The following is a 19,546-nucleotide window of genomic DNA, read 5'->3' as shown; positions in this document are numbered from 1 at the left end:
GCAACCGGGTAGCGGTGTTCAAAAGCAAAGCGGGTTGACAGTGGGGGCGAGTCCATACATAGGAGCGAATTCATTCGCGAAGGCCTCAAAACCTTGGTTTGACGGTCTTCCAGTCTGGCTTGTAGCGCTGCATCTGTTTCACATCGTCACGCTGGCGGATGCCGCAGCTCAGGTATTGGTCGTGCAGCTTGCCCAACTGGTCGTAATCCAGCTCCAGCCCAAGGCCCGGTGCGCGGGTGATTTTTACGCAGCCGTCGACGATGGGTAGCTTGCCGCCTTTTATCACTTCTTCATCCGGCTCCTGCCAGGGGTAATGGGTGTCGCAGGCGTAATCCAGATTGGGGACCGAAGCGGCAACATGGGCCATGGCCATCAGGCTGATGCCCAGGTGCGAGTTGGAGTGCATGGACACGCCAAGGCCAAAGGTCTGGCACATTTTCGACAGGGCCTGGGTATCGCGTAGCCCGCCCCAGTAATGATGGTCGGCAAGGACGATCTGCACGCTGTTCAGCGCAACGCTACGGCGGAACTCGTCGAAATCGGTCACGACCATGTTGGTGGCCAGCGGTAAGCCGGTGCGCTTGTGCAGCTCGGACATGCCTTCCAGCGTCGGCGTCGGGTCTTCGTAATATTGCAGGTCATCGCCCAGCAATTCAGCCATGCGGATGGAGGTTTCCAGCGACCAGTTGGCATTGGGGTCGATACGCAGCGGGTAACCGGGGAATGCCTTTTTCAGGGCCTTGATGCAGGCGACTTCATGCTCGGGCTCCAGCGCACCGGCCTTGAGCTTGATGCTCTTGAAACCATAGGCCTCGATCATGCGCCGGGCCTGAGCCACGATCTGCTCTTCGTTCAGGGCTTCGCCCCAGTTGTCCGGCTTGTAAGGCGAATCGATATGCTGCGCATACTTGAAGAACAGATAGGCGCTGAACGGCACCTCGTCACGAATCGCGCCGCCCAGAAGATCTACCAGCGGCACGTTCAGGTAATGGGCCTGAAGGTCCAGAAACGCGACTTCAAAAGCCGAGTAAGCGTTGCTGACTGCCTTGCTGGCATGAGAGCCGGGCGCCAGTTCCGCGCCCGCCAGGCTGTCGGTCTTGTTGGCTGCCACAGTGGCCTGCACGATGGCCCGCAACTGGTTGAGGTTGAACGGGTCAAGGCCGATCAGTTGATCCTTCACACGTTCCTGAATCGCCAGCGCCGGAGCATCGCCATAGCTCTCGCCCAGGCCGATGTAACCGTTGTCACTCTCGATCTCGATGATCGAGCGCAGCGCGAAAGGCTCGTGAATGCCACTGGCATTGAGCAGCGGCGGATCGCGAAAGGCGATGGGGGTCACGGTCACTCTTTTGATTTTCAAGGTAATGCTCCCGATCAGATATCAATGTGTTGCAACACGCTCAGGCTCTGCCGCTTCGACAGGTTTGCCCTGTCGGCTGGCGGGCGTTGTGCGGGCAAAGAAGATCACCACGGCGGCCAGCAGCGAGGTTGCCGCCAAGCCATACAGGCCTCCTTCGATGGAGCCTGTGGTCTGCTCCAGAATCCCGAAGGTCGTAGGCGCGACGAAGCCGCCCAGGTTGCCGATGGAGTTGATCAGCGCGATCACCGCCGCAGCGATGCGGGCGTCCAGATAGCTTTGCGGAATCGGCCAGAACAGCGCCGATGCAGCCTTGAAGCCGATGGCGGCAAAACAGATGGCCACGAAGGCGAAGACCGGGCCGCCGGTTGTCGACATGAACATGCCGAACGAAGCGATAACCAGGGTCAGCGCAACCCAGGCCTGCTGAAACTTCCACTTGCTGGCCATGGCGGCAAAGCCATACATCGCCACGATGGAAATGATCCAGGGCACCGAGTTGAACAGGCCAACCTGGAAGTCGCCCAGATTGCCCATTTTCTTGATCATGCTGGGCAACCAGAAGGTCGCGCCGTAGATGGTCAGGGCGATGGAGAAGTAGATGAAGCAGAACAGCGCAATCTGCCGGTCGGCCAGCAGCTTGAACATCGAAGGCCTGGCGACCTGCACAGCCTCACGATCACGCTGCTCCTGGGCAATGGCCGCAATCAGTACGTTTTTTTCTTCCTCGCTCAGCCATTTCGCTTCCCTCGGATGGGACTGCAACCAGAACCAGACGAACCCGCAGAGCAGCACGGAGGCAAAGCCTTCGATCAGAAACATCCACTGCCAGCCATGCAGGCCGAGCCCCGAGATATGCAATAGCGCGCCGGAAACCGGTCCGGAGATCACCGAAGCGATGGCTGAACCACTGAGGAAAACCGCCATGGTCTTGCCGCGTTCGGAAGCCGGTAGCCATTGGGTGAAGTAGTAAATGATGCCGGGGAAAAACCCGGCTTCGGCCGCACCAAGGATGAAGCGCAGCACATAGAAGCTGGTTTCGCCGCGCACGAACGCCATGGCCATGGCTGCGGCGCCCCAGGTAAACATGATGCGCGTCAGCCAGACGCGAGCGCCGTAACGTTGCAGCAGCATGTTGGACGGCACTTCGAACAGCGCGTAGCCGACAAAGAACAACCCGGCACCCAGCCCATAGGCCGCTGCACCAATGCCCAGGTCGGTTTCCAGGTGGCTGCGCACGAAGCCGATGTTCACGCGGTCGATGTAGTTGACGATGAACATCACCACGAACAGCGGCAGCACATGGCGCTTCACCTTGGCCGCTGCCCGGGCAAGCACGGCAGGGTCGGAGGGACTCTGGAGATTCTTCAAGATGCGACTCCCGTTCTTTGTTTTTGTAGGGACAAGTCGATCATGGACGCAGTGATTGTTACCGTCTAATCTAACTTGGCATACGATTGATACCCGGATTAAATCAATGTTCGAGCTTAACCAACTACGCTGCTTCACCACCGTCGCGACCGAACTCAACTTCCGTCGCGCCGCAGAACGGCTGAACATGACCCAACCGCCCCTCAGCCGTCAGATCCAGTTGCTGGAGCATCATCTGGGTGTCGATCTGTTTACCCGCAACACTCGCAACGTGGCCCTGACCGCCGCAGGCCGAGCCTTCTTCGTCGAAGCCCAGTACCTGCTGGAGCGCGCCCAGCAAGCAGCCGTCACGGCCAGACGCTTCGCCGAGGGCGATATCGGCTCGGTCAATATCAGCTTCGTCGGCAGTGCGGTGTATGAGTTTCTGCCCAAGGTCATCGCTGAAGCACGGCTCAAGCAGCCACACGTCAGGATCAACCTCTCGGAAATGAACACCTATCAGCAGCACGAGGCCCTTCGCGGGCGCCGCATCGACCTGGGCATCGTGCGCACTCCGCTGCTGGAGCCCGGTTACGCCACTGAATGCCTGGTGCGCGAGCCCTTCGTGCTGGCTGTACCCAGCAGCCATCGTCTGGCAAGCAGCGAAACCGTGTCGGTCCAGGACCTCGATACGCAACCGTTCCTGATGTACTCCCACTCGGCCTACCCGCCATTCAACGAACTGCTGACCGGAATGCTCCGCTCGGCCCGGGTTGCCCCGGAGTATGTGCAATGGCTGGGTTCGTCACTGACCATTCTGGCGCTGGTCAATGCGGGCATGGGACTGGCACTGGTCCCGCGTTGCGCAACCAGCGTGGTCTTCAAGAACGTGGTGTTCAGAGATATCGATCTGGGGGAAGGCGTGCAGAGCGAACTGCATCTGATCTGGACCGAAAACAACGACAATCCGGCGTTTGCGATGCTGCTGGAGGGGATCAGAACAGCCGTGCGCGAAGGATGGGGCGCCAGCAACCATTAGGGTTTACGTATCGGGCGGAGGATTATAGGATAAGCCCCGCTAGTTTTCCTGCTAGTTGCCTATGGATATTACCCTCGTTGCATGGCTATTGATTCTAGATAGCCATGGATTATGCGCGTGGGCGCCTTTCAGGAAATATAAAGAAACAATTAAATGCGAGACCGCTTTTTGCGCCTGCGTCCAAGCGAATAATGAGTACATGACGATGAGCAATTCTGATTCTGTATCTGATAAAACACCTACCTTCAGCATTGCCATAGTCAATTACAAGACCCTCGAAATTACCAAGATATGCCTGGATCTGTTGCACCAGCATCTGGGCAACACCCCGCACCAGGTCTGGGTGGTGGACAACGATTCCGCCGATGACAGCACTGAATACCTGCGCTCTCTGGACTGGATCAACCTGATCGAGCGCAAGAGCCCCGGACCGGAGTGCGGCCATATCGCCCACGGCAAAGCCCTCGACATGATCCTGGAGCGGACCGAAACCGATTACCTGTTCCTGCTGCACACCGACACATTCATCTTCGACAAGAATGTGTTTTCCATGATGCTGAAAAAGTGCATCAAGAACCCGAAAGTTGCAGCCGTCGGCTGTGTGGAGCAGCTGAACCGTGGCACCGCCAGAACCATCTGGCGCTTCAGCTCCCGCCTGTTCAAGCATCACTTCCGTCGCATGAAACTCGCCCTGGGCCTGCGCTCCAAACAGCCCAAGGCCTACCGCGAAGCGCACTTGAAAAGCTTCTGCACCCTGTGGAACACCAAGCTGATGAAGCAGCACGGGCTGCACTTCCAGATGGATGATCGGGTGCCGGGTTATACCCTGCAGGACACCATGGTCGAGCTTGGCTATGACATCGAGTTTCTGTCGCCGCGCAAGATTTTCAGCTACCTGGATCACATCCAGGCGGGTACTGTCTCGGCAGCCGGTGGTTATGACACGACGCATCGCCGGGTCAAGATGTATAACGAGATCCTGGAGCGCATCAACAAGAACAACGCTCGCAGGCAAGATGCGCCGACAATGAACACCTGATGAATTTCCGACTATTGGAGCGGCAATGACTGCGACTCACCACACACTGCCCATTACCTTGGCTCCAGAGCTTGATTTCGACCTGGCAGCCGCTGGCGAGCTGGGTCAGTCGCTGACCGATAGCTACACCCAGGCCGCACCATTCGCGCATATCGTAATCGACGACTTTTTACCGCCTGATCTGATCGCCAGCATCTGCGAACACTTCCCCGCCGAGCCGACCGACAACGAAATGCTCTACGAGCGCGGCTACAAAGGGCAGCACAAAAGACAGATCAGCCCCAATGAATGCGACCCTCACCTGAAGAAGATCTTCAGCGCCTTCAACTCGGCCCCCATGCTGCACTTTCTTGAAAAGCTCACCGGCATCGAAGGCCTGATACCTGACCCGTACTTCTCCGGCGGCGGCCTGCATGAAACCAAAAAGGGCGGTTTCCTGGGCGTGCACTCGGACTTCAGGCTGAACAAGAAACTCAATATCGACCGCCGCATCAACGCCATCATTTACCTCAACCCGGACTGGAAAGAGGAATACGGCGGCAACCTGGAACTCTGGGATGTGGACATGCGCACATGCCTGAAAAAAGTCCTGCCCATCTACAACCGCTGCGTGATCTTCAACACCGACGCCGACAGTAACCACGGCCACCCGGAACCGCTGACGACGCCGGAGCACATCACTCGCCGCTCGGTTGCGCTTTACTACTACACCGCATCAAAGGGGCCAGTCGACCCCAACCAAAGAAACAAGACCCACTACAAGCCAAGGCCCAAAGACCTCATAAACCCCAGGTACTACCTGAACAAGCTCATCAGAAAGAAAAACTGATAAGGCGTCAGAACTGATCGTTTTTCAGGTTGGAGAACTGCGAGTTGCGGTTCTGTAGCTTGCGCAGTGTCAGCTTGTAGACACTGGATTTGACCTGACTGCCCATGGGCGTTTCTTCGAGCAGAATCCGGTTGGAGGCGAACGCACAGCCGGTATTGAGCATCTTGTACTTGAGCAGGTACAGGCCGGCATCCATTTTGGAAAAAGCGAACACCGCTCCGGCCGGAACGTACGCATGCCGAAAGGCATTGCGGCCCACCGCATCCGTGACCTTGGCGTAAACCGCCGACTCACCGCCCGTGTTGTCGATAATGATCTGCGACCAGCCGTTGTCCTTGCGCAGCGGCATGTCCTTCACATAGCCCGCCTTCTGCGGCCAGGCAGCGCCCATCGGGTCGAGATCCGGAATCACGCACTCGGGCTGTGCCGGATCCACCAGCTTGATCGGATTCCCTATTGGCGCTTCTGCGGGTGCATGTACGGGCGCAGGCTTGACCCAGGTATGAGCAACCGGCAAGGACTCGGTCGGTACATAGGCCTTGCCTGCATTCGGGTCATAACCCATCCAGACACCGGCCCCGCAAAAGATCATGAACACCAGCACCCAGCGCAACACACTGCGCCGACGCTTGCGACCCGACGCTCTTGAGGATGGCCCGGGAGACTGCGGAGCAGCATTCGCCTGCGCCGCACGAGGTTGCGCAGGCCGGGTGGCAGGTGCAGCCGCTGCATAGGCACTGGCAGCGCGCGCACCAGCCGTTTGCAATTGCCGGCTGCGCAAATAGGCCTCTTGGGCTCTTTGCTCCTCATAAGCGAGCTGCGCATCGTAGGCCGCACGCTTTTGAGCATCTGCGAGCACATCATGAGAGGCATTGAGAATGCCCATCCGGTCTGAAGCGTCGGGCGCCGGATTCCTGTCCGGGTGCAACTGCTGGGCCAGCTTGCGATAGGCCTTCTTGATCTGCTCAGGTGTGGCATCGCGAGCGACCTTGAGCTGCTCGTAATGAGTAAGAGTTCTCTGCATATGTCTTGCAATCCATGGCGACATGCCACTTAACAAGCTCTATATCGGCAAGATTTGCTCTTACATCAGTCTCATGTGTCCAGCAGACAGACTGAAATGCCCGGATCCTTGGACCCGGGCATTTTTGAAGCATGAGTTCAGATTAAAAATGACCACTTTTCAGACAACCCCCGACCAGCGATTTACTGCATACCGTGGCAAGGTCTCGATCCCTCGAATACTCATGACAATCCTTGTCCTGTCAGCTGAAAAGCCAACAACCCTTTCCGTGTTGCCAGTGGTCCGGGCCGTTGAAACCAAGCTTATGCAAGCACCCGAAGCGCCGCAAATGGGGGCAAATGGCCAATACCTATCATGTTAGGAAAACCTGTCCGAATGGCCACTACCCCTCAAGTACCTGATTCAAAAGGCCTACTCAAAACGTCCGAATACCAGGCAAGCATCAGCCCCAACACCAAGCCGCCAATACAACGCCCAACCGCCCCGCTTTCAACACCACCCTCCAGCCCCATCGCCCAACAACCGGGGAAATCCCCTACGCATCGACCTGTAGCAATCCTGCATTCAGACCACAAGCCACACCACTCCTCGGTTTTTTTCAACCGAATCAGACAGCTAGGCTTTACAAGCGCAACAGACTCTATATACTCGCAGCCCATTACGCCGGTATAGCTCAGTTGGTAGAGCAACTGACTTGTAATCAGTAGGTCCCGGGTTCGACTCCTGGTGCCGGCACCATATAAATCAAAGGCTTGCAGCGATGCAGGCCTTTGTTTTTTGTACCAGACGTAACAAGCCACGTAACAAGAGGCCATGAGCCTGGCTGCAAGAGCACGCCTTTGAGCGACCCACGCACACGCCCATTCCACGTTTTATGTTGACCCATGGGGAAAAGGTAATTTTGGTAATTTGATTTTCATGGACCCGCCAAGGCCTTTAAAATCAATGTCTTAGCAGGATTCCTTAACGGTAATAATAGGGTAATTTCTTAGTAATCAGATTACCTTTTACTATGGTCATATCGGCCACTCATAAAGTCCTTTAAAATCAGTAACTTACAAAAAAATTACCTTTCCAATTACCCTAAATTACCTTCTCTGGTAATTGCTCAAAGCCCCGCTTTACAAGGCCTGCAACCACGCTCGCCGCCCTCCTAACCAAAATTACCTTTTCCCCAGCCCTCAACTGGAAATGGCTATCTGACAGCCCGAAAACTTTCAGGTATTTTTGGGAGATATGAGTGCGGTATTCCCTGTGGGTAACGAGGAAGCAGAATGAGTTTCGTAGAGATGCGCCTCAGAGGTGAGGTGCAAAATGATCAACTCGATGCACTTGTCGAGAGTTGGCACGCTGGGCTTGTCGGGGAAGACATGGCGCTTCATGAGTACTTGGGTTTCACTTGGGACGAATACCAGGTGTGGGCTACCAATCCATCAGCTTTAAATTCCATACTGCAAGCTCGTCGCGAGCTATGCACCGCTGTGCAAGCCCCCAGCAGCACCGAAAGCGGCTGATAGCCTTGATACGCCTTGCCTCCATCGTTTTGCGTGGATCTGACCGGCAATAACCTGGTGCAGTGTTTCGAGAGCCGATCTGTTTTTGAAAACCCACCCTTTCGCCGGTTTTTCAATTTTTCACCCAATGAATCCGGGCACTCCAGCATTCCCCCGTCCATGACCGCCTGCAGCGCCGCTGTGCAATCGCGCTTCATTTCTCTGCAAAACCTTTCACACAATGAAATGGCCGATCACCTACAGAAGCCCACGGCCCGCCTGGGCTGCAGGTTCGTTTGCACTACATTAGGATTTGCACAAAAAACGGACGCAAAGCGCGTCGGCGGGAGGGGGATAAGTGAATTTCCTTCGCGTTTTTTTTGCTGCCGCCGATTTTATTGACGAATAGGGCACCACGCCCTATTCTCCGGCTGTCGCTGCAAATTCAGCGAACGGGCTTGGTAACCCGATCAGTAAAGGCGCAACAGCGCCCCCATCACGATTGCAGGCGCTTTTTTTGTGTCTGCAGCTCTGTGTTATGGCGGCTGTGCGTGGGAGGTCTTCGGGCCTGCCGGGCTCCTTTACCCCGGTTTACCAACCTGTGCACAGCTGCCACCCATTCGCTTGGTAACGAACGTGGCAGCTCCAGCCTTGTAAAGGAGCTTCACCATGACCGCCCTCATTCCGTCCAAGATCCGCGCCCTAGCGCACCGCCGCATGGCCCTTGCCGCGCTGCACGCTGATTCATCCCTCGCGACCCGCCTCTCTCGTTACAACCACCACATGGCCATCGTTCGCGTTCTGGAAACGCAAGGCGGTGTCCAATGAGCGCCGGGTATCGAGTGACAGAGGACGAGTACCACGTGCTCCACAGGGCACAGCTCACGATCAAAACACTGATGGTTCTGCTTGAAGAGCATCAAAGGGCCAGTACACTGACCCCACAGATGCTGTCGGCCTCACTGGAGACGACGGAAGAGGACATGGCAACGGTGCTGCAGGCCGTCGGACGGACGTTTTCGGCTCGATAGAGCTGTTGTCGATCTCCGCCACACCTGCTTGGTCAACTGCAGTCATTTCCGCCTCAGTTGACCGCCAGTTATCACCATTACGGTGACACCTGATCGCCGAACACAAGGATTTGATATGCACCCACAATTGATGCCGGTCCCGTTTTACGAAGACACCGTAGTCCTAGTTGGCCAAGGCAATGAACCATATGTCGCTATGCGGCCAATCGTTGAGAATATGGGCCTCGCTTGGTCAGCACAGCGAATCAAAATCGTTGAGAAATTCGATTCAACTGTGTCGGAAATCGACACAGTTGCAGAGGATGGAAAGCTGCGTGGAATGATCTGCCTCCCGCTTCGCAAGCTCCCGGCCTGGCTCTACTCGATCAGCCCGAACAAAGTGAAGCCCGAGCTGCGCGACAAGATCATCCGCTACCAGGAAGAATGCGACGATGCACTTTGGGACTACTGGACCAAGGGCAGTGCCTCAAGGCCCGGCAGCACCAACGTCAACCAACAGTTGGCTTTGTCCAGGCACCGCATTGCTCTGTTGAAGGAGCTGCATAAAGCTCGCGACAACGGCCTCCGTGCTGCACTACATGAACAGGTCGCACAGGTTTCGGAACAACAGGGGCTTTCGGTACCAGCGATCAATGACATTGGCGTCGGTACATCTGGTGTCGAGGAGCGCCTAGCACCGCTTTGGGCTGCATTGCAGCGGCTTCAGGACTTGCGTGTGCCGTTCAATCACTCCAAGAAGCCAGAGCAGTTGCTTGCTCTGCACTGGACAAGCCTGAACAAAGCTTTCACCGCCAATGGCATCCCCTACCTTGCATCACGAGAGATACAGGCGATTTCCAAAGAAAGTCGGCACCCTCGCTTTCATCTAAGCAAACCAGTCGATAGCGCAATTGATCTCGGAACACAACATAGATGCCATGTGTTCACAATGGGGGAATGATTCATGCTTTATCAAAAAAGAATCAAGAAAAAAACAGGTGATAGCTTTTCTGATCATCCGTTGGCGGTTATAACTTTTGTAATGGTGCTGATGATCGCGATATACATGTTCGTGGATTTTAGATCTCAATTTTGGGTGTTGAAATTTTCAGACGTAATCGCCGCCATAGCACAGATAGCTACTGCAGGCGCTTTTTATATAGGCTTTAAGCAGTACCGAGACTCTAAGCTAAAAGATCGGCAGCTTGTTCTTTTCAACGAATGTGAAAAGCTCTGCCAGAGACTTACGGAGATTATTATTGAAATCCCAAACACGAACCCGAACATTTCAGATTACGGCCGGGAGTTTACGAAAATCACCAATATTGCTGGCGATATTAGACTGATATTTAATGAGATGAGTGAGGATATTCTGAAGGGGATTGCTAGGATGCATTGGCAATCGATGTACTTAAACTCGTTAATTCCAATAACGAAGGCGCTACCATATGAAAAATTCTTACTTAATAGTGGCGTAGAGATAAAAACAATAAATCTGATTTATGCGATTCATTTTTCCAATGCCCAGAATGGGCCACTCAGTAATGTAGCCCATCTTTATGCTGCGGCCCATACCACGTGCCAGATAGAAAATGTGAAAAATATAAATCTTGCTGACTGCATTTGGCTTGACTCTGTACACGAGGAATTTTTCAACCAAAAAAACACTGATGACCTTATGAACGGGACTCTCAATAGGGTTAGCATGTTTTACGGAGCGCCTCTCTTAGCGGGTCTTTATGAGACTAGAAAGAAACTAATGTTAACCCAAAAATGATTGTTATTTTAAATTGCGCGCTCTGAAACCATGTACTTTAAGGAAGAAAGATGTCAACCACAAAATCAGTCAAGCACAAATGGCCTTGGATTTTAATATTCTTATATATGATTCTAATTGGGGGCTCCTATCTTGCAAAATTCCATGACTATAGTTTTTCGGAGGACCCATCGAAATGGGGGGCAATGGGGGACTACTTTGGAGGTTTGATTAATCCATTGTCCTCACTAATGGCGTTATACTTCCTGATTAAAACTTATTTGGCGCAAAAAGAAGAGCTAAGCGAAACAAAGCAAGCACTTAAAGATAGTGCCAAGCACCAAGAAGCCACCGCGAAAGCACAAGCAGAACTGGCGATACTGGAAGCTAAAAGTCTTGAAGCTGCTGAAAGGCGTCTCATTACCCAAGCACTTAGTACGGATATGTCATCTAGACACGAGGAGATAAGATTTCTGTCATCTGAACTTGAAAGATGCGCAACTGCAAGAGGTCTTAATCAAAGAGCATATGATATCAACGGAAACAAACTGATTTACACTTCGGATTTTGATGGCTATAGAGAAGAATGTTTTAGCAAGATCAATACAGCATTGATCGACATAAAAAAAATTCGAGCCGAATTACAAAAATATTATACACTCGAAGGTGAAACTAAATAGCCTGCTTTTTCCTGCCAATTTCCATACAGCTTTAGAAAACAAAAAAGCCGCCTTAGTATGGCGGCCTTCTTGTTTCATGGGGAGCTTTCAACTAGCCTATCAATTTTACGCTGGATGCTCGATCCCTCAAAGCGTAACCGCTCCAAGCGTTGCGGAAAGCAGTGCAGCCTTGGCGGCATCTGCCGTGAAGGCCGCCGCATTACTCGGCGGGGGCGACTGCCCATGCACATGTGCCGCAATCTGAGTGTTCATCTCATACAGCAGATCCAGGGTGTCGCACAGCACCTTGAAGATGTTCACGCCGCTGGAGCCTACCCAGTTCTTTGGAGCCTGCAGGCGCTGGCTTTCCTGGGCAATGCTCTGACGCAGCCCCTCGATCCGCTCCTGCATGTCGCCACGGACCGTTGCGTTATGCTTTTGAGCCACGACCAGGTTCAGATCCCGCGTAGTTGCAATGTGCAGGTCGTCCACCGCTACCAGGCTCGCAGATCCTCCTGACTGCAACTTCAGCGCACCCAGCGCCTCGATCTTCTTGATCCCTCCGACCGTCTCCGTTGAATGATCGTCCACGTTCCGTGTGTGGCTCTGGAACTGCTCCGAATTGCCCAGGGCTTCGACCTCGCGCTCGATGGCCTCGTTCCTGATCTTGCCATCCGTCTTGTGCAGCCAGTTGCCGTCCGCATCCACACGCTGCTGCACAGCGTCACTGTGCTGCCATACCTGGTCACCTTGCGGCACCTTGGGCAGGCTCAGGCCATGCGGCAGGATCGACTGTATATAAGGGCTGCTGGGCAGGCCGTAAGCGAAGCACACGACGACTCGCGTGCCTTCCTCCGGAAAGCCAAACATGCCCATCTCATCACCGCCGTTGGCCAGCGGTAACGGCACGCCGGCCAGCACCGGCAGATCCGGATCCGGCTCGCCGTCCGCTGCCAGCACTTCGATATCGACCGCGTAGCGCGGGCGAAAGTCGTCGCATAGGCCAGCTCCGGCCGGCGCGTCCGGAACGGACACCACACGGCCAAAACGCGGCAAATGGTAGCCGCCGGTGAGTTCAGGAAAAAGGCGTTCTACACCGCGCTTGATTGCGTCGTCCATTTGATGGCCATCTGTGTGCCGGCCAGCGTCACGCTCGTGATCCGCTCGCCGTTGTTGAATGAAACGCCCGGTCGCAGCCTAGGGAGAGCCGCGATCATTGCGCTTTGATTGCCCTGGTAGCCGTCGAACAGGCTGACAGGTAGTTGGAGTGCAGATCGAGCACCAAAGAAGCTGTCAGCCCAGGATCCGGCAAACACCTCTCCATCGCCCTGCTGCTGCCAGATAAAGTCCTCGATCCCGAAGACCCGCCCGAGGCTGTCCAGGGCCTGATACCCAGCCGCCAGGCTGTAGAAATAGGCGACATTGGTCCGGGTGTAGGCCTTGTCCGGCACACGGAAACGCAGACCGGTCTTTGTGCTGATGTCGGCCAGCACGGCGCGCAGATCTGCATGACGCATATTCATCGGCAACGGGTTGGCCAGCACGGCGGCCAGTTCGCGGCAGAACACCATCTCTGTTCTGCGAACAGATCCGTGCTCGGCATCAGTCGTTCCCGTTCCTGGAAGCCACCGGAGAAGCCGGTGCAGGAAAGACCACACTGTTGAACCTTCTGTGGACGGGTCGCAGCTATCGTCCTGTTGGCGCGAGCCACCGGCATGCGCCTGCGTGAGGCCATCTTGGCCGACCTGTCACGGCTAAGCCGTGAGGCTAGCGACCTAGGCAGGATCAATATTCAGGATGGCACCAAAGGCGGCCGCGCAGGTGCCTCGGCACCCCGCTGGATTGTGGTGGACGACCATGTTCGCGAGGCACTCGGGTTTGCACAGCAGGTGTCGCCTGTTGGTAGCCGCAATCTGATTGCTCCACACGAAAGCTATCTTGGTGTGCTGCAGGAAACCATCCGCCCAGCACGAGACATCCTGCATGCACACAACCTCAAAGGTTTCCATGAGCTACGAGCGGCCTACGCATGTGAGCGCTATGAGCAAATCACCCAACACCACGCGCCTATCAATGGCGGCCACTGCTGCCAGTTAGATAGGAAGCTTGATCTTCAGGCCCGGAGACAAATCAGCCAAGAGCTGGGACACGCTCGGATCGATGTGGTCGCTTCCTACGCAGGAGGTCTCAGATGAGTAAGGTCTTCGATATGGAGCTGTTCTTGGCTGCGGTGCTGACGGGCTCGCACCCAACTCGGCAACGCCATGTGCGACAAGCGAAAATCATCCAGGCTGAGATTGCGGAGCGCTGGCAGCGGGGATCGCCTTGGACTTGGCAGAGAAAGCACTTGGTTTGGTTTCTCGAAATTCGCCTATGCCGGAACAGCGAGGCGACACGATATTACTACCACCTGACGGTACAACTAATCGTGCATCGATTAGAAAACCATGGATATTCAAGCAGTAAGTCTATGTATTCGGCTCGCCCACCGGCAGAGATTGAATCCCTGAAATAGGCTGATACTTGGCTGATGGTCGGCCGCCTTTAAGGATAAAAAGGTCTGTGCTTTTGGATGAAAAGCATCGGTGGTGGCATTCCGATAGCGCGCTCAAGCTGGTAATCTCAGGTCTAGATGACGAAATGCCTCTGCGCTCGTCGCCCGCTATGCTCCATCGGAAGGGAAGTCCAAATGAGTGCTGTGGCTTGTGTCTGTGCCGCCCCCACCAGTCCGGCTGTCTGTGTGGAGGCTTGTGATTGAAAAAGATATACACGCGATTCACTAAGCTTGTATTCAGATTCGATGAAGATATCGAAGACAGCGGTGTTGGTAAGCATCCTTATCATTTGAATTATGAAAGTGGTGTCTACAGAGAGTCTGATCTTGTTAAAATTATTCGTGGTGCAATGCCGCACTTTGCTTTAACACCAGAAGAATATAGCAGATTAAAAGAGCAGGACGATATTGATGAGATGTATAGGCTTGCATTCTCTAGGATATCAAAAGCAAAAAAAGATAAGAAGGGCGACTATGGAGAGCTTCTATTATTCTTGTTGTTGCAGTCATTCTATAATACCGAACGATTAGTCACAAAGGTCAAGCTGAGAAGCTCGGTGAAAGACCAAATAAAGGGGTTTGACTGCGCTCATTTTACAGTTGGTGATGATGGACAACCTCTTCTCTGGCTGGGTGAAGTTAAATTTTATAAGTCCTTTTCTGGCGCTCTAGATGACGTTGTCGAAGAAATTATTGCGCACACAAAGGGCGAGTATTTAAAAAATGAGTTTTCAATTCTTTGCCCAAATGTAGAGTTTAATGGCGGTGTAGATATTCCGAATTCCGTAGTCGACATTTTAGATGGTACGGTTACGCTAGATGACGTTAAAATAGTCATTCCTGCATTGGTTACTTATGAGACTGCAGTCCTTAAAGCGCACACATCCATCGATCAAGGTTTCAAAAATAGCATAAAGAAACAATTTGAGAAAAAGTATGATCTCATAAATTCTAGGGATATCACTATACCACCTAATGTCGAAGTGTTCTTTTTGTTACTCCCGCTGTCGGATGTCGATTCAATAAAGAGCAAGTTAGAACAAATTGAGGCGGTTTACAGATGAATTTCTTGCAAAGGATTGCCGATAGAGCGCACGAACGACTGCAAAATGACGAGCAAGCTATTTCTCTCGCTTGCGACTCAAAAATCTTCGCCAGGCATGTTCAAGACATATACAAAGTACTTCAATCCCCCAAGTACTATACATTCGGTGTGCAGAAACTTTGTTTTGCGTGCGAGGCCGCAGTAAACGAACCAATGGTGATTGCTCTACTAGAACAGTGTATAAATTCATCTCGTATATTTTTATATGAGGAAATGCTGCGGAAACGATTACAGTATGCTCCGTCGGCTGAAGGTTTCTTAGAGGTGGCTCAAAAGGCATTTTACTCTTTGGAGAGTGATGTAATTTTGACCAAAGAGCAAAAAGATTTATATGATCTTTTCTTGAAAAAAAGGCGGTTAGTGATTAGTGCGCCTACATCCTTTGGGAAGTCTCGCATTGTCAGAGAAATTATTTCTCACAGCTCCTATCAGTGTGTAGTAATGATCGTACCCACCAATGCTCTATTGAATGAAACCTATCAAGCTTTTAGAGAGGATAGAGGGCTTTCTGAGTATTCTTTGGTGTTCTCAACTCATACTGACCCCCCAGAAGGGAGAACTATTTATATATTTACGCCTGAAAAGTTTGATTTGTATACGGACGAGCATGGAATACAGTTTGATTTCTTTGTGTTTGATGAGGTGTATAAGGTCGGCAACTATGATGGGCGTTCTTCTGTATTCTCAAATTGTTTATATAAGGCGTACAAGCGTAAGTGTGATTATTATCTGATTGGCCCTTACTTCAAAAGTTTTAGCACGAGATACTTGGAGAGGACGTCTGGGCATTTTGAGAGATATCAGACTGACATCGTGCAAAAAGAAATCATAAGCTATTTTGATGGGGGGTCGCCGACCTATCGAGAAATAACACTTCCTGTGAGAGTTGGTAAAGATGCGAGGCTAAAACAAGTCCTAAAAAAAATCGATGGGCCTACCATTGTATATGTGGGTCGTAAGGATACCGCAGAAACCCGAGCAAAAATAATCCATGAGATAAAGTCTAAGGCGTTGCGGCAAAAAAGCGATTCAGTAGAAGAGCTTGTTGAGTATATTAAAAAAACGATATCCACGGAGTGGAGGCTAATTGATTTTTTGCAGTCAGGAGTCGCTTTTCATCATGCGGGCATCCCAAAATATATACAGTCAGAGATAGTTGACTTGTTTAATGCTGGGGAGCTCGATGTGATTGTTTGTACGCCCACATTAACAGAAGGGGTGAATACCACTGCGAAAAACGTTGTTTTCTTTGATACCACAAAGGCCGATCAAAGCTTAACTGGATTCGAGGTTAAGAATGTAGTTGGCCGATCAGGTAGATTTGGTCAGCATTTCGTAGGGCGTGCGGTATTCTTGGAGCCTCACGCTGAGCAAGATGATATCGAAGAGATTTCTTTTCCTATATTTGATTCAGAAAATTTGAGAGAAGAAGACAATATTCAGATATCGCTAGATGATTTGAATGACGCTGGGCGTAATCAAAGAGAGCGAATTAATGACCTTGCTGACTCCTTGATGATTCCTCTAGAGGTACTAAAGAAGAATAAGTATGTGTCGCTTGATAATCAAATCCGGCTCATAATGCACCTCAGAGAAAATCCCTCAATCAGGAGGGAACTGCTAGGAGCACACAACCCGCCACGAAAAGAGCAAGTCGATTTAATAATTCATCTGGTCCATGATTTTCTCTATTCTGACTCCGACAAGAGAGACAATTGGAGTACCGGGAATATTTCGAGATTCGTTAAGTATCACGTGTATCACAGTCCGTCTATAAAACAGCTGATAAGAGAGCATCACGCGGTGAAGGAGGACACGAGGATTAGAAATGTTCTCGATCTGATATATACATATTTTGAATATTCTCTCCCTAAATATATATCTGCGCTTGAGAATATAGTTAATTTTGTATATTCGGAAAAAATATCTTTTGCATTGTTTGTTACCAAGCTTCAGTATGGAAGTACTGAGCCGCAAGATATACTCTTGGCTGATGCTGGCATACCTAGATCTATAATAGTCCAAGTGTCGGGAGTTTTGAATGGGGCCACAACAATCGAATCTATTAAGGACCGCCTTAGTCGTAATCCTGGGATCCTAAGCAGGTTAAGTGGGATTGAAGCCAGGATGTTAAAAAAACGAATTTGAAGTGACTGTTATGTGTTGATGTGGTGGCGCTTTTTTGCTGTAAGTTGATTTTTCTCTGAAAGGACTGATGGTATTGCGAATCATTAGTCCTTTTTGGGGTAAATAGAAGTTCGTAGCTGTCAAGCTTAATTTTTCTGGACAAAAGCAGGTGGTTAATGTTTTATAGCATTTTCACGATCACGAGGTAGCTTCAGCTGGAGCTAGACTGCCCTCAATTATAGATTCTTGAACAGCGCTTATGTCATCAGAGCCTTTAGCACAAAATTGTACATCTCGTGTGAAAGGGTTTCCAAGGTGACCAATCCTGAAAACGCCCCCCGTAGCCAACCCTTGTGTTAGCTGATTTTCACTAAGCTCATAAAATTCACTTAGACAAATCCATGTGTTTTTCTGAAAGCAAGTAGAGTTCGCAGGGAAAAAGAAAGCAGCAAATCTGTTTGCGCTTTGACAGCCGAAATCATTTCGATAGTGATGACCTTGAGAAGTGGTTTTTGCAACCAAAACTACTCCATTGTTCAAGTTGCCGAGCACAACCAAGAACTTATCTTTGGTTGAACCGTCAGCGAACACAAACTCTTTATGGAGGTAGATGGTCCCAGGGGTCACATTATTTCCTTAGAGTTGCGACCATTTCTGCTCGTTCAGCGGCGAGCCCCATAACTGCGTCTTCTTCCTGACTACGTACGGCCATTCGGTACGGGATGCTCGCTTGCTTCCGTCCCTCTACTTCATAAACTTGATGCCATGGCAGATTTTCTAGATGGGTTTCTTCCACCATTTGTTCTGCATCAGTATTTTTGAACTGATCTGCCAGATTGTGCAGGATGCGAAGCTCGCGTTTTGAGAAGTGCGATGGATCGAATTTGCTCAAGGCGTCAACTCGAAGCATATGGCCCCTGGCAGTAGGAGTGAACTCGAAGGAGCAATTTCCTTCCCAGTCTTGGTCAGGACGCTTGAGCTCCTCGAAGAGCTCGGTGGGAACCGGGCCCATCGGCCATGCAAAATACTCGAGTCCTGTGACCGGTCGTCCAGTATCACGGAAATGGGTAAAGTCTAGGAAATACAAGAGCTTGAAAAGCTTTGTCTTCCCTAGTTTTCGGGTGTTTTGCGCAAAAAACTTAACTGCTTCGATAAGTTTTTCGCGTTCGTGGTCGATTAGCATAGATGCAATGATAGCTCACACCTGTCTCAAAGCTCCAGTGCACTGGATTACCGGTGCTGGCAGTCGGCTGATGCCGCGCTTGATTAAGATGTTCGTTAGGGCGCCACACCGAGAGCGCCGCGGTATGCAGTTCGGTCTTGTGCAAAAAACGAAGCACTTCTTGAGATATTTTTTGAGGTAAGAGTCAGCATTACGCCAAAAAATATTATTTAAAATCAAATGCTTATGCATTTATTCGACTTCTGGTGCCGCACCATACGAAGTACCAGGAGAGGCTCACCGAAAGGTGGGTCTTTTTTGTTTATGGCACGTTTTTGGGGGGAGAGAGCTTGCTCACGACTAGGCCATTGAAGTGCTAGCCCATCAACATTTCCCCCCAACGCTGTAGGAATCTTCTGAACTCAATCCTTCTTAGAAATACGAGGGTTTTGTTGTTTCCGAGGTTTGGAAACTCTCCAGGACGTTGCCACATTGCCCGCACGCCCTGCCGTTAAAATGTCACGCCAGAGCGACGTTGACGGGCTCTCACACCTACCTATACTGCCCCAACACACCCGCCAAGCCTAGGTTGACCCATTCAGCAAGCTCAAATCGTGCAGTTTTTTTGCCTGGAGAAACTACATGAGGCCCTTCGACAAGCCGGCCCTCAGCGTAGAACAGCAATTGGAACTGCTAAAGCAACGAGGCCTGCACGTCGCCAACGATGATCGGGCTATGCGCTTTCTTGAAGTGGTCACGCTGTTTCGCTTGAGCCCCTACATGCGCCCCTTCCAGGAGCCAGACCCGGAACACACCTTCAAGCCAGGTAGCACTCTGAAAGCAGTCGTCGACATCTACCGCTTCGACGGTTCATTGCGACGCATCACCATGAATGCCATCGGACGCCATACGAGCAACTATCAGCAATCATATGAGCCCTAAGTATGGGCCTGGCTGGATAGCTGGTGCGTCCGTCTTTTCCTCGTCATATTTACATTCGGATCTACTGCGTCCCCTGCGAGATAAACTGAGCAAGGAACGA

The 19,546-nt window shown here is 51.9% G+C and carries 18 protein-coding genes, 1 tRNA gene and 2 pseudogenes; 14 read left to right on the top strand and 7 right to left on the bottom strand.

What is annotated here, in order from left to right; all coding sequences use genetic code 11:
- Positions 1-85: 85 nt before the first annotated feature.
- Positions 86-1,360: a glucarate dehydratase family protein gene (locus K5D32_RS21120; RefSeq protein WP_198727865.1), complete on the bottom strand. Its 1,275-nt coding sequence runs from the start codon at positions 1,358-1,360 to the stop codon at positions 86-88.
- 21 nt (positions 1,361-1,381) lie between these two features.
- On the bottom strand, positions 1,382-2,728 hold the full coding sequence (locus K5D32_RS21115; RefSeq protein ID WP_221601717.1) for an MFS transporter: 1,347 nt from the start codon (positions 2,726-2,728) through the stop codon (positions 1,382-1,384).
- A 106-nt stretch (positions 2,729-2,834) separates the two neighbouring features.
- Here K5D32_RS21115 and K5D32_RS21110 point away from each other — a divergent pair, with 106 nt between their 5' ends.
- The 3 genes from K5D32_RS21110 (at position 2,835) to K5D32_RS21100 (ending at position 5,614) form a co-directional block, all read left to right on the top strand.
- On the top strand, positions 2,835-3,746 hold the full coding sequence (locus K5D32_RS21110; RefSeq protein WP_221578446.1) for a LysR family transcriptional regulator: 912 nt from the start codon (positions 2,835-2,837) through the stop codon (positions 3,744-3,746).
- Positions 3,747-3,951: 205 nt separating this feature from the next.
- Positions 3,952-4,785, top strand: a complete 834-nt coding sequence (locus K5D32_RS21105; protein ID WP_221601716.1) for a glycosyltransferase — start codon at positions 3,952-3,954, stop codon at positions 4,783-4,785.
- Between the two features lie 25 nt (positions 4,786-4,810).
- Positions 4,811-5,614, top strand: a complete 804-nt coding sequence (locus K5D32_RS21100) for a 2OG-Fe(II) oxygenase (RefSeq protein ID WP_025262476.1) — start codon at positions 4,811-4,813, stop codon at positions 5,612-5,614.
- 7 nt (positions 5,615-5,621) lie between these two features.
- Here K5D32_RS21100 and K5D32_RS21095 read toward each other — a convergent pair whose 3' ends face one another.
- Complete coding sequence (locus K5D32_RS21095; protein WP_221601715.1) at positions 5,622-6,638, bottom strand: J domain-containing protein; 1,017 nt, start codon at positions 6,636-6,638, stop codon at positions 5,622-5,624.
- 662 nt (positions 6,639-7,300) lie between these two features.
- Between K5D32_RS21095 and K5D32_RS21090 the strand changes: the two genes are divergently transcribed.
- The 6 genes from K5D32_RS21090 to K5D32_RS21065 all read left to right on the top strand — a co-directional run bounded on the left by K5D32_RS21090 (position 7,301) and on the right by K5D32_RS21065 (position 11,577).
- Positions 7,301-7,376: transfer RNA gene (locus K5D32_RS21090), tRNA-Thr, on the top strand.
- Between the two features lie 536 nt (positions 7,377-7,912).
- Entirely contained in the window at positions 7,913-8,152 is a 240-nt protein-coding gene (locus tag K5D32_RS21085) for a hypothetical protein (RefSeq protein WP_221601714.1), read from the top strand.
- A 648-nt stretch (positions 8,153-8,800) separates the two neighbouring features.
- Entirely contained in the window at positions 8,801-8,959 is a 159-nt protein-coding gene (locus K5D32_RS21080) for a hypothetical protein (RefSeq protein ID WP_221601713.1), read from the top strand.
- A gap of 318 nt (positions 8,960-9,277) precedes the next feature.
- Entirely contained in the window at positions 9,278-10,102 is an 825-nt protein-coding gene (locus K5D32_RS21075; RefSeq protein WP_221601712.1) for a phage antirepressor N-terminal domain-containing protein, read from the top strand.
- Between the two features lie 3 nt (positions 10,103-10,105).
- Positions 10,106-10,918, top strand: a complete 813-nt coding sequence (locus tag K5D32_RS21070) for a hypothetical protein (protein WP_221601711.1) — start codon at positions 10,106-10,108, stop codon at positions 10,916-10,918.
- A 50-nt stretch (positions 10,919-10,968) separates the two neighbouring features.
- A complete protein-coding gene (locus K5D32_RS21065; protein WP_221601708.1) occupies positions 10,969-11,577 on the top strand; it encodes a hypothetical protein in 609 nt (202 codons plus the stop codon).
- A 126-nt stretch (positions 11,578-11,703) separates the two neighbouring features.
- Here the strand turns inward: K5D32_RS21065 and K5D32_RS21060 are convergent, their stop codons facing one another.
- Positions 11,704-12,675: a hypothetical protein gene (locus K5D32_RS21060; RefSeq protein ID WP_221601706.1), complete on the bottom strand. Its 972-nt coding sequence runs from the start codon at positions 12,673-12,675 to the stop codon at positions 11,704-11,706.
- Positions 12,648-13,130: pseudogene (locus K5D32_RS21055) on the bottom strand (hypothetical protein); the annotation flags it as partial. The pseudogene K5D32_RS21055 and the gene K5D32_RS21060, both read right to left, overlap by 28 nt.
- 102 nt (positions 13,131-13,232) lie before the next feature.
- Between K5D32_RS21055 and K5D32_RS21050 the strand changes: the two are divergent.
- The 4 genes and pseudogenes from K5D32_RS21050 to K5D32_RS21035 form a co-directional block, all read left to right on the top strand.
- Positions 13,233-13,751, top strand: a pseudogene (locus K5D32_RS21050) (integrase domain-containing protein); the annotation flags it as partial.
- Complete coding sequence (locus K5D32_RS21045) at positions 13,748-14,071, top strand: hypothetical protein (protein WP_260407488.1); 324 nt, start codon at positions 13,748-13,750, stop codon at positions 14,069-14,071. The pseudogene K5D32_RS21050 and the gene K5D32_RS21045, both read left to right, overlap by 4 nt.
- A 239-nt stretch (positions 14,072-14,310) precedes the next feature.
- Positions 14,311-15,174, top strand: a complete 864-nt coding sequence (locus K5D32_RS21040; RefSeq protein ID WP_221601704.1) for a DUF1837 domain-containing protein — start codon at positions 14,311-14,313, stop codon at positions 15,172-15,174.
- Positions 15,171-17,363: a helicase-related protein gene (locus tag K5D32_RS21035; RefSeq protein ID WP_221601702.1), complete on the top strand. Its 2,193-nt coding sequence runs from the start codon at positions 15,171-15,173 to the stop codon at positions 17,361-17,363. Before K5D32_RS21040 ends, K5D32_RS21035 begins: the two co-directional genes overlap by 4 nt.
- Positions 17,364-17,540: 177 nt before the next feature.
- Here the strand turns inward: K5D32_RS21035 and K5D32_RS21030 are convergent, their stop codons facing one another.
- Positions 17,541-17,969, bottom strand: a complete 429-nt coding sequence (locus K5D32_RS21030) for a hypothetical protein (protein WP_221601700.1) — start codon at positions 17,967-17,969, stop codon at positions 17,541-17,543.
- 1 nt (position 17,970) lies between these two features.
- Positions 17,971-18,525 (bottom strand): Panacea domain-containing protein, encoded by a 555-nt coding sequence (locus K5D32_RS21025; protein ID WP_221601698.1) that lies wholly within the window; start codon positions 18,523-18,525, stop codon positions 17,971-17,973.
- A gap of 621 nt (positions 18,526-19,146) precedes the next feature.
- On the opposite strand from K5D32_RS21025, the gene K5D32_RS26035 reads away from it, so the two are divergent.
- Positions 19,147-19,446, top strand: a complete 300-nt coding sequence (locus K5D32_RS26035) for an Abi family protein (RefSeq protein WP_260407487.1) — start codon at positions 19,147-19,149, stop codon at positions 19,444-19,446.
- The last annotated feature ends 100 nt before the right edge of the window (positions 19,447-19,546 follow it).

It is taken from the genome of Pseudomonas cichorii (genome assembly GCF_019719005.1).
Lineage (GTDB): Bacteria > Pseudomonadota > Gammaproteobacteria > Pseudomonadales > Pseudomonadaceae > Aquipseudomonas > Aquipseudomonas cichorii_E.
The sequence above is the reverse complement of the archived record's forward strand: the minus strand, read 5'-3'. Positions and strand labels throughout refer to the sequence as shown.

Coding starts and splice junctions, on each gene's coding strand:
- K5D32_RS21110 (WP_221578446.1), top strand. CDS start 2,835: ATGTTCGAGCTTAACCAACTACGCTGCTTCACCACCGTCGCGACCGAA.
- K5D32_RS21105 (WP_221601716.1), top strand. CDS start 3,952: ATGAGCAATTCTGATTCTGTATCTGATAAAACACCTACCTTCAGCATT.
- K5D32_RS21100 (WP_025262476.1), top strand. CDS start 4,811: ATGACTGCGACTCACCACACACTGCCCATTACCTTGGCTCCAGAGCTT.
- K5D32_RS21095 (WP_221601715.1), bottom strand. CDS start 6,638: ATGCAGAGAACTCTTACTCATTACGAGCAGCTCAAGGTCGCTCGCGAT.
- K5D32_RS21085 (WP_221601714.1), top strand. CDS start 7,913: ATGAGTTTCGTAGAGATGCGCCTCAGAGGTGAGGTGCAAAATGATCAA.
- K5D32_RS21080 (WP_221601713.1), top strand. CDS start 8,801: ATGACCGCCCTCATTCCGTCCAAGATCCGCGCCCTAGCGCACCGCCGC.
- K5D32_RS21075 (WP_221601712.1), top strand. CDS start 9,278: ATGCACCCACAATTGATGCCGGTCCCGTTTTACGAAGACACCGTAGTC.
- K5D32_RS21070 (WP_221601711.1), top strand. CDS start 10,106: ATGCTTTATCAAAAAAGAATCAAGAAAAAAACAGGTGATAGCTTTTCT.
- K5D32_RS21065 (WP_221601708.1), top strand. CDS start 10,969: ATGTCAACCACAAAATCAGTCAAGCACAAATGGCCTTGGATTTTAATA.
- K5D32_RS21060 (WP_221601706.1), bottom strand. CDS start 12,675: ATGGACGACGCAATCAAGCGCGGTGTAGAACGCCTTTTTCCTGAACTC.
- K5D32_RS21045 (WP_260407488.1), top strand. CDS start 13,748: ATGAGTAAGGTCTTCGATATGGAGCTGTTCTTGGCTGCGGTGCTGACG.
- K5D32_RS21035 (WP_221601702.1), top strand. CDS start 15,171: ATGAATTTCTTGCAAAGGATTGCCGATAGAGCGCACGAACGACTGCAA.
- K5D32_RS21025 (WP_221601698.1), bottom strand. CDS start 18,525: ATGCTAATCGACCACGAACGCGAAAAACTTATCGAAGCAGTTAAGTTT.
- K5D32_RS26035 (WP_260407487.1), top strand. CDS start 19,147: ATGAGGCCCTTCGACAAGCCGGCCCTCAGCGTAGAACAGCAATTGGAA.